Genomic DNA, 6,928 nt, shown 5'->3' on the forward strand with positions numbered 1-6,928 from the left:
GATCGGCTGGAGCCGCGAGCCATCAAACGGCGGCCACGGCCCCATCGATTACTGAAAGTGCACCGGCATCAAGCTCGTGAGCAAATTCGCCGACAAGGACATCCGAAAAAGCTTAAGTAAGTGCCATTCGGGTCTGACCCCTCAACGAAATCTCGCGCGGTAAACCGCCCTCCCACGAATATCGCCACGGTGGTGAGGGCTTGACCTTGGTGGGAGGCCGGCTCTGCCGGGCGAGCTCTTGACCTTTAGAGCCGGGTTGGCTGAGGTTGAACGGCTCCAGGAACTCGTGAGTCAGCATATCGCCGACAGTAGTAGGTTTACGATTGATCTTGAACATCATGGTCACCTGTAGGTGTGTGGATCCAGGTAGATGTTATGCGCCTTCTCCCCCATCCCACTCGAAGATGAGACGGTACTGCTTATGAAGCATATCGTGACGCACGCCGAATACGACAAGCTGTGTCGTCAATATGCCAAGGAGGCTGATAAATGAACGCCATCGCCTGCCTCGAAGACGCCAAGGCTGTTTTTCGTGCAGCCCCCTTCCTGTCGCGCATCCACTCCGCAGAGGAGTACCAGGACGCGCTCGCCTTCGTCGATGAACTGGTCGATGACTTCGACAACAACGTCGCCCTCATCGAGCGCCTGATCGATGCTATCGAGGAATGGGAAAACACATCCGAGGCGTTCGCCGAGTTCAATGCCGGCGTTCAATCCCAAGGCGCCGTGGACATGCTCAGGTTCCTGATGGACCAGCATGGTCTCGGCGTCGCGGACCTGCCCGAGATTGGCAGTAAGTCGCTGGTTTCCAAGATCCTCAACCGCAAGGGGCGGGACCTCACCCGCCGCCATATCGAAGCGCTCTCCAAGCGCTTCGGGGTTAGCCCCGCTCTCTTCTTCCCCGGCTAGCTCAATGGCGTGGGGTCAGACCCCTCAGCGGACTTTCGGGTCTGACCCCACCGGGCACTGGCCGAGGATGGTGCGGGCAGTGACGCGCAATGCCCGGCTTGCCCACCTCCGCCATGTGAGCGATAATGAGTAATAAACGATCATTTGGCTGATAGAGGTGATCATGGCTCTACAAGACCAATCCCCCAAAAAACGTCACGACATGGCGACCGCCGCCATGCGGACGTACCCTAATATCGCGAAGGCCTGGGGCCTCGGCGAGCACGAAGCGGCTCTGCTGCTGGGTGTGCCGGACTCCACCTACCGTCGCTGGCGCAAGGCGCCGGAGAAGTCGCGACTCGACGTCAACCACCTCGAGCGGATGTCGCTAATACTGGGTATCTACAAGGCCCTGCAGATCCTCCTGCCACGCACCGATGCCGCCGACTCGTGGCTTTGCCGGCCGAACAGTAATCCGCTGTTCAATGGGGCAGCGCCCCTGGACAGGTTGCGCAGCGGCCTGGTGCAAGACTTGTATGTCGTGCGCCAGCACCTCGACGCCGCCCGCGGAGGCGGTTTCGCGTGACCTTCCCGATTTCTGCGGTTCGCTGGCGCCCGAGCTACCGGGTGATTCCCTCACGCTTTCCGCCTATCGACCTGTTCGAACGAGTGGGCGAGACAAATGACTGGACGTTACTCCAGGAGCTCGAGGGCGTGACGTCGCAACGCTTGCGCGAGCAGGCCGGCGATATTCGTCTGGTTCGGGAGGAAGATCGCCGCTATGGCCCTGGCTGGACCCCTGTGATGGCGGCGTTCTGCCACCTCAATGGCGATGGCGCTCGCTTCACCGATGGCACGTTTGGGGCCTACTACTGCGCCCTGAGCGAAGCAACCGCGATCGCCGAGACCCGCCATCATGCCGAACGATTCCTGCGCGAATCGCAGGAGCAGCCCATACAGCTCCAACAGCGGGTCTACCTCTCGGACCTTGCCGGTGACTTGTATGATTTGCGGGGTGGCCCGCCGGGGTCTTCAGCGCTGCTTACTCCTCATGACTGGTCTGCCGGGCAGGCGTTCGGCCGCCAAGCCTGGAACGAGCACGCCGATGGGATCGTCTATCCGAGCGTGCGTGACCCGGATGGGGAGTGCGCGGCTGTGCTGCGCCCCCCGGTATTGTCAGCCACACGGCAGGGCCGGCACTTGAGCTATGAGTGGGATGGCGAGCGCATACGCCATGTCCTGGAAATCCGCTTGGTGGAGTAGCCACCACGCCGGGTGTCTACACGGTGGTTACCCCGTCCGGCAAAACAAGGGCTTCATGTTATGCTTGGCGAAGCCTCGCGCTCCAGGAGCCCAGGATGACCGCCACACGCAAGAAGCTGCCCATCGGCATCCAGACCTTCGCCGACATCATCGAGGGCGGCTACTACTACGTCGACAAGACCCCGCACATCCAGCGCCTGGTGGAAGAGGGCAAGTACTACTTCCTGTCGCGGCCACGGCGCTTCGGCAAAAGCCTGCTGGTCGACACCCTGCGCTGTCTGTTTGAAGGCCGCCAGGCGCTTTTCAAAGGCCTGTATATCCACGACAAGTGGGACTGGGAACGCCAGCACCCGGTGATCCGGCTGGGCTTTGGTGACGGCGTGGTGACCAGCCGCGAAGCACTCGATGCGCATATCCGCCACCAGCTAAGGGCGCACCGGGAGCGTCTCGGCATCGAGCGGGAACCGCCCGAGCTGATTTCCAGCGAATTCTCGGACCTGATCCGCCTCGCCCACCAGAAATACGGGCAGCGCGTCGCTGTACTGATCGACGAGTATGACAAACCGATCCTCGACAACCTCCTCGAGCCCGAGCACGCCCGCGAACTACGGGAGGGGCTGAAGAACCTCTACAGCGTGCTCAAGGACGCCGACCCGCACCTTGCGTTCGTGTTGCTCACCGGCGTATCCAAGTTCAGCAAGGTCAGCCTGTTCTCCGGGCTCAACAACCTTAACGACATCACCCTGGACGCGCCCTATGCCACTCTCTGCGGCTATACCGACGAGGATATCGACACCATCTTCGCCCCAGAGCTGCCAGGACTGGATCGCGACGAGATCCGCACCTGGTATAACGGCTACCGCTGGGGCGGCCAGGACGTCACCGCCGTCTACAACCCCTTCGATGCGCTGCTGCTGTTTCAGAAGCGCCAGTTCAGCCCCTACTGGTTCGAGAGCGCCACACCCACCTTCCTGGTCGAGGTCCTCAAGCGGCGAGGCATCTTCACCCCCCAGCTGGAACAGTGGGAAACCGAACCTGAACTGCTAGGCCGCTTCGACGTCGATGACATGGCCACCGAGGCACTGCTGTTCCAGACCGGCTACCTCACCGTCAAGCGAGTCGAGGAGCCGATGGTGGGCTACCGGCTCTACACGCTCGGCTATCCCAACCAGGAGGTGGAGACCAGCCTCAACCAGGCCCTGCTGCCGGCGCTGGGCGTCGAAAATGCCCCGCGTGAGCGCAAGACGCTGTTCACCCACCTACGCGCCCACGATCTGGATGGCCTGAAAACCCACCTTAAGGCACTCTTTTCCGGCCTGCCCCACGACTGGTACCGAAACAACCCCATCGCCAGGTACGAGGGCCACTATGCCAGCGTCTTCTATAGCCACTTCGCCGCACTGGGCGTTCAGGTCACCGTGGAAGACGCCAGCCACCACGGCAAGGTTGACATGACCGTCGACTTCGCCGGCCACCTCTACCTGTTCGAGTTCAAGGTGGTGGAGCAACTGCCCGAAGGCCGAGCCCTGCAGCAGATCAAGGATCGTGGCTACGCCGACAAGTACCGCGGCCAGGGCAAGGTCATTCACCTGATCGGCGTGGAGTTCTCCCGCGAGCAGCGCCAGATCGTCGCCTTCGAGTACGAAACCGAGGGGTAAGACCGAAGGTGAAATAAGCACGACATCCAGAAACCAACCCGGCCCGGCGGCTAGTGCATCGCACCGCCCTTGCCAATAGGCACCACCTCCGAACCCGGCCTGGACGGCAGCAGGTCAAAGTCCTCACCGCTATGGGCGAAGCCCTTGACCCCGCGCTTGAGCGTCTCGCAGGCATGCCGGCTGTCCAGTTTCCTTTCCGCTTCCCTGAACTCCTCGAGCAAGGCCGCCAGCGTTTCGGACGATAGCACTTCCTCCTGGGCGCGCATGATCTTGGGATGCGAGGTGCCAACGACGTTCTCGCCGATCAGCAGCTCTTCATAGAGCTTCTCGCCGGGTCGCAGACCACTGAACACCACCTCGATATCACCCTCGGGGTTGTGAGCATCCTTCACTTCCAGCCCGGTCAACTTGACCATGCGTCGCGCGAGGTCGACGATCCTCATCGGCTCGCCCATGTCGAGCACGAAGACGTCTCCCCCTTCGGCCATGGAACCGGCCTGGATCACCAGCAGCGCCGCCTCGGAAATGGTCATGAAATAGCGGGTGATATCCGGATGGGTCACGGTCACCGGCCCCCCTTCCCCGATCTGGCGTCGAAACAGCGGCACCACCGAGCCGCTCGAACCCAGGACATTGCCGAAACGCACCATGGAGAAGATGGTGGCATGCCCCCCACGCGCGGCCTGGTCCTGGAACACCAGTTCGGCCATGCGCTTGGTCGCCCCCATCACATTGGTTGGCCGCACGGCCTTGTCGGTGGAAATCAACACACAGCGCTCCACGCCGAGCCTGGCGGCACTCTCCGCCACCAACCGGCTACCCTGGATATTGTTGCGCACGCCTTCCAGCACATTGTTCTCGACGATCGGGACATGCTTGTAGGCGGCGGTGTGGTAGAGGGTCTGGACCCCGTAGTAGCGGATGGTCGCCTCCACCCGCCCTCGGTCGCAGACATTACCCAGCAGCGCAATGATCGGAAAATCCTCGTCCATCTCCGCCTTGAGCGTCTCGAGTTCCCGGTCGATGGTATAGAGCGCGTACTCGCTGAGCTCGAACAGCACCAGCAACCGCGGGCCACCCCGCATGATCTGCCGACACATCTCGCTGCCGATGGAGCCGCCCGCCCCCGTGACCATCACCACCTTGCCGCTCAGGCTGGTATTGATCAGTGATTCGTCCGGCGGGACCGGATCACGACCCAGCAGGTCCTCGAGTTCCACCTCGCGCAACTGGTCGACGCTCGCCTCGCCGGAAACGATCTCCGGCATCGAGGGCACGGTCTGCACATGCACCGGGAGGTCGGCCAGCTTGTCCAGGACCTGCTTGCGTTGCGCCTTGGTGGTATTGGGCATCGCCAGCAAGACACGGCATATGCCCAGCTGTTCGGCTACCGCCTGGAAATCGCCGGGGCTGAAGACCCTGATTCCCTTGATGGTACTGCCCCACAGCGCCTGATCATCATCCACTAAGGCAGCGACATAAAACTCGCGGCTGCTCGAGAGCGCCTGTGAGAGCTGAGCACCCGCACCACCGGCACCATAGATGGCCACCGCCTCCTTCTCGGCATAGTGGCGAATTAACCAATGGTAATAGCTACGCACCAGCAGGCGCGTACCACCGACATACACCAGGGTGACCAGGGCGAAGTTCACCGGTACCGATCGAGGAAAGCCCTGCCACTGGAAGAAATAGGCGGCGGCCCACAACAGCAGGGCCAGCAGCACGGCCCCCTTGATCACCGCCCACATCGCCTGGGGCCCCATGAAGCGCACCACGGCGCGATAGAGCCCCAGGCGAGCGAAGACGAACACGCCCACGACAGGCACCACCAGGAAGAGCCACCAATAGGGCTCGATGTAGCGAGCCGGCCACCATTCGGCGAAGCGCAGCGCATAGCCCGACCACAACGCCAGCGGCAGCGCGACGAGATCGGCCGTCACCATGATCAGCCGCTTCTTGCCGCGGCTCAGGGAAGTCAGCTTGAGGTGAAGGCTATCGGACCTGTTCATGCAAATCTCCCTGAAAACCCCTGCTTGACCAATAGGCTATGGAGTGGCCATCGCATCCTGCGACCACATGTTTCATTCTGGCGAATTCTGACAGGAAGAACCCGGCACTGCTATCCCTGACAAAACACCACATCCGCATCGCCTGCGAATTCGAGAATAACGCCGGTAAGCCCACGAAACGCGGCGTCAACACGACATCGCCCGGCCCTGTTCATATGCGACGCATAAACAGGGCCAGGCGATGTGGGCATGGACTCTCCGGCATTACGGCCGATATGACGTCTGCAGTGAATCCCCCCGTCCCACGGCGTAGTAGAGCAGCCCGGCCTGCCTGACCAGGGCGGGGTCGAAGAGGTTGCGGCCATCGACGATCACCGGGGTGGCCAGTTGCTGCTTCAGCCAGGCAAAGTCCACGGCGCGGAAGTCGTTCCACTCAGTGCAGATCGCCAGGGCGTCGGCGCCCTTCACTGCCTGGATGCGGTCCGCCACCAGCACCAGGTCGTCACGCTCGCCGTAGAGGCGCCGGCATTCCTTCATCGCCTTCGGGTCATAGGCCTGCACCCAGGCGCCGGCCTTCCACAGCGCCTCCATCAGGGTGCGGCTGGGAGCGTCGCGCATGTCATCGGTGCCGGGCTTGAAAGCGAGCCCCCATACCGCGATGGTCTTGCCGGCCAGGTCGCCGTCGAAGGCCTGGGCCAGCTTGTCGAAGAGGCTCTGCTTCTGGCGCCGGTTCACCGCCTCCACGGCAGTGAGCAGCTCGGCCTCATAGCCGATGTCGCTGGCGGTGCGGGCCAGGGCCTGGATGTCCTTGGGGAAGCAGGAACCACCATAACCGCACCCCGGGTAGATGAACTGATAACCGATGCGCGGATCGCTGCCGATGCCACGTCGCACCTGCTCCACGTCGGCGCCCAGCCGCTCGGCCAGGTTGGCGATCTCGCTCATGAAGCTGATCTTGGTGGCCAGCATGGCGTTGGCGGCGTACTTGGTCAGCTCGGCGGCGCGGATATCCAGGAACATCAGCTTGTCGTGCAGGCGGATATAGGGGCCGTAGCACTCGCGCATCAGACCCTTGACCCGCTCGGAATCGGTGCCCACCACGATGCGCGC

6 protein-coding genes are annotated in these 6,928 nt (G+C 62.4%); 4 read left to right on the plus strand and 2 right to left on the minus strand.

Annotation, left to right across the window (positions count from 1 at the left end; genetic code table 11):
* Positions 1-489 precede the first annotated feature (489 nt).
* From ACESMD_RS07520 to ACESMD_RS07535, 4 genes are all read left to right on the plus strand, one after another.
* Positions 490-909 (plus strand): type II toxin-antitoxin system HigA family antitoxin, encoded by a 420-nt coding sequence (locus ACESMD_RS07520; protein ID WP_372611837.1) that lies wholly within the window; start codon positions 490-492, stop codon positions 907-909.
* Between the two features lie 163 nt (positions 910-1,072).
* A complete protein-coding gene (locus tag ACESMD_RS07525; protein ID WP_372611839.1) occupies positions 1,073-1,474 on the plus strand; it encodes an antitoxin Xre-like helix-turn-helix domain-containing protein in 402 nt (133 codons plus the stop codon).
* Entirely contained in the window at positions 1,471-2,151 is a 681-nt protein-coding gene (locus ACESMD_RS07530; RefSeq protein WP_372611840.1) for an RES family NAD+ phosphorylase, read from the plus strand. Before ACESMD_RS07525 ends, ACESMD_RS07530 begins: the two co-directional genes overlap by 4 nt.
* Positions 2,152-2,246: 95 nt before the next feature.
* Positions 2,247-3,809: an ATP-binding protein gene (locus ACESMD_RS07535; RefSeq protein WP_372611842.1), complete on the plus strand. Its 1,563-nt coding sequence runs from the start codon at positions 2,247-2,249 to the stop codon at positions 3,807-3,809.
* A 50-nt stretch (positions 3,810-3,859) separates the two neighbouring features.
* Here ACESMD_RS07535 and ACESMD_RS07540 read toward each other — a convergent pair whose 3' ends face one another.
* Positions 3,860-5,818, minus strand: coding sequence for a polysaccharide biosynthesis protein (locus tag ACESMD_RS07540; protein WP_372611844.1), 1,959 nt, complete (start codon positions 5,816-5,818; stop codon positions 3,860-3,862).
* Positions 5,819-6,082: 264 nt separating this feature from the next.
* Positions 6,083-6,928 (minus strand): UDP-glucose/GDP-mannose dehydrogenase family protein (locus ACESMD_RS07545; protein WP_372611846.1); only part of this gene is annotated, 846 nt, incomplete at its 5' end.

The organism is Halomonas sp. (assembly GCF_041689495.1).
In the GTDB taxonomy this organism is placed as follows: domain Bacteria; phylum Pseudomonadota; class Gammaproteobacteria; order Pseudomonadales; family Halomonadaceae; genus Halomonas.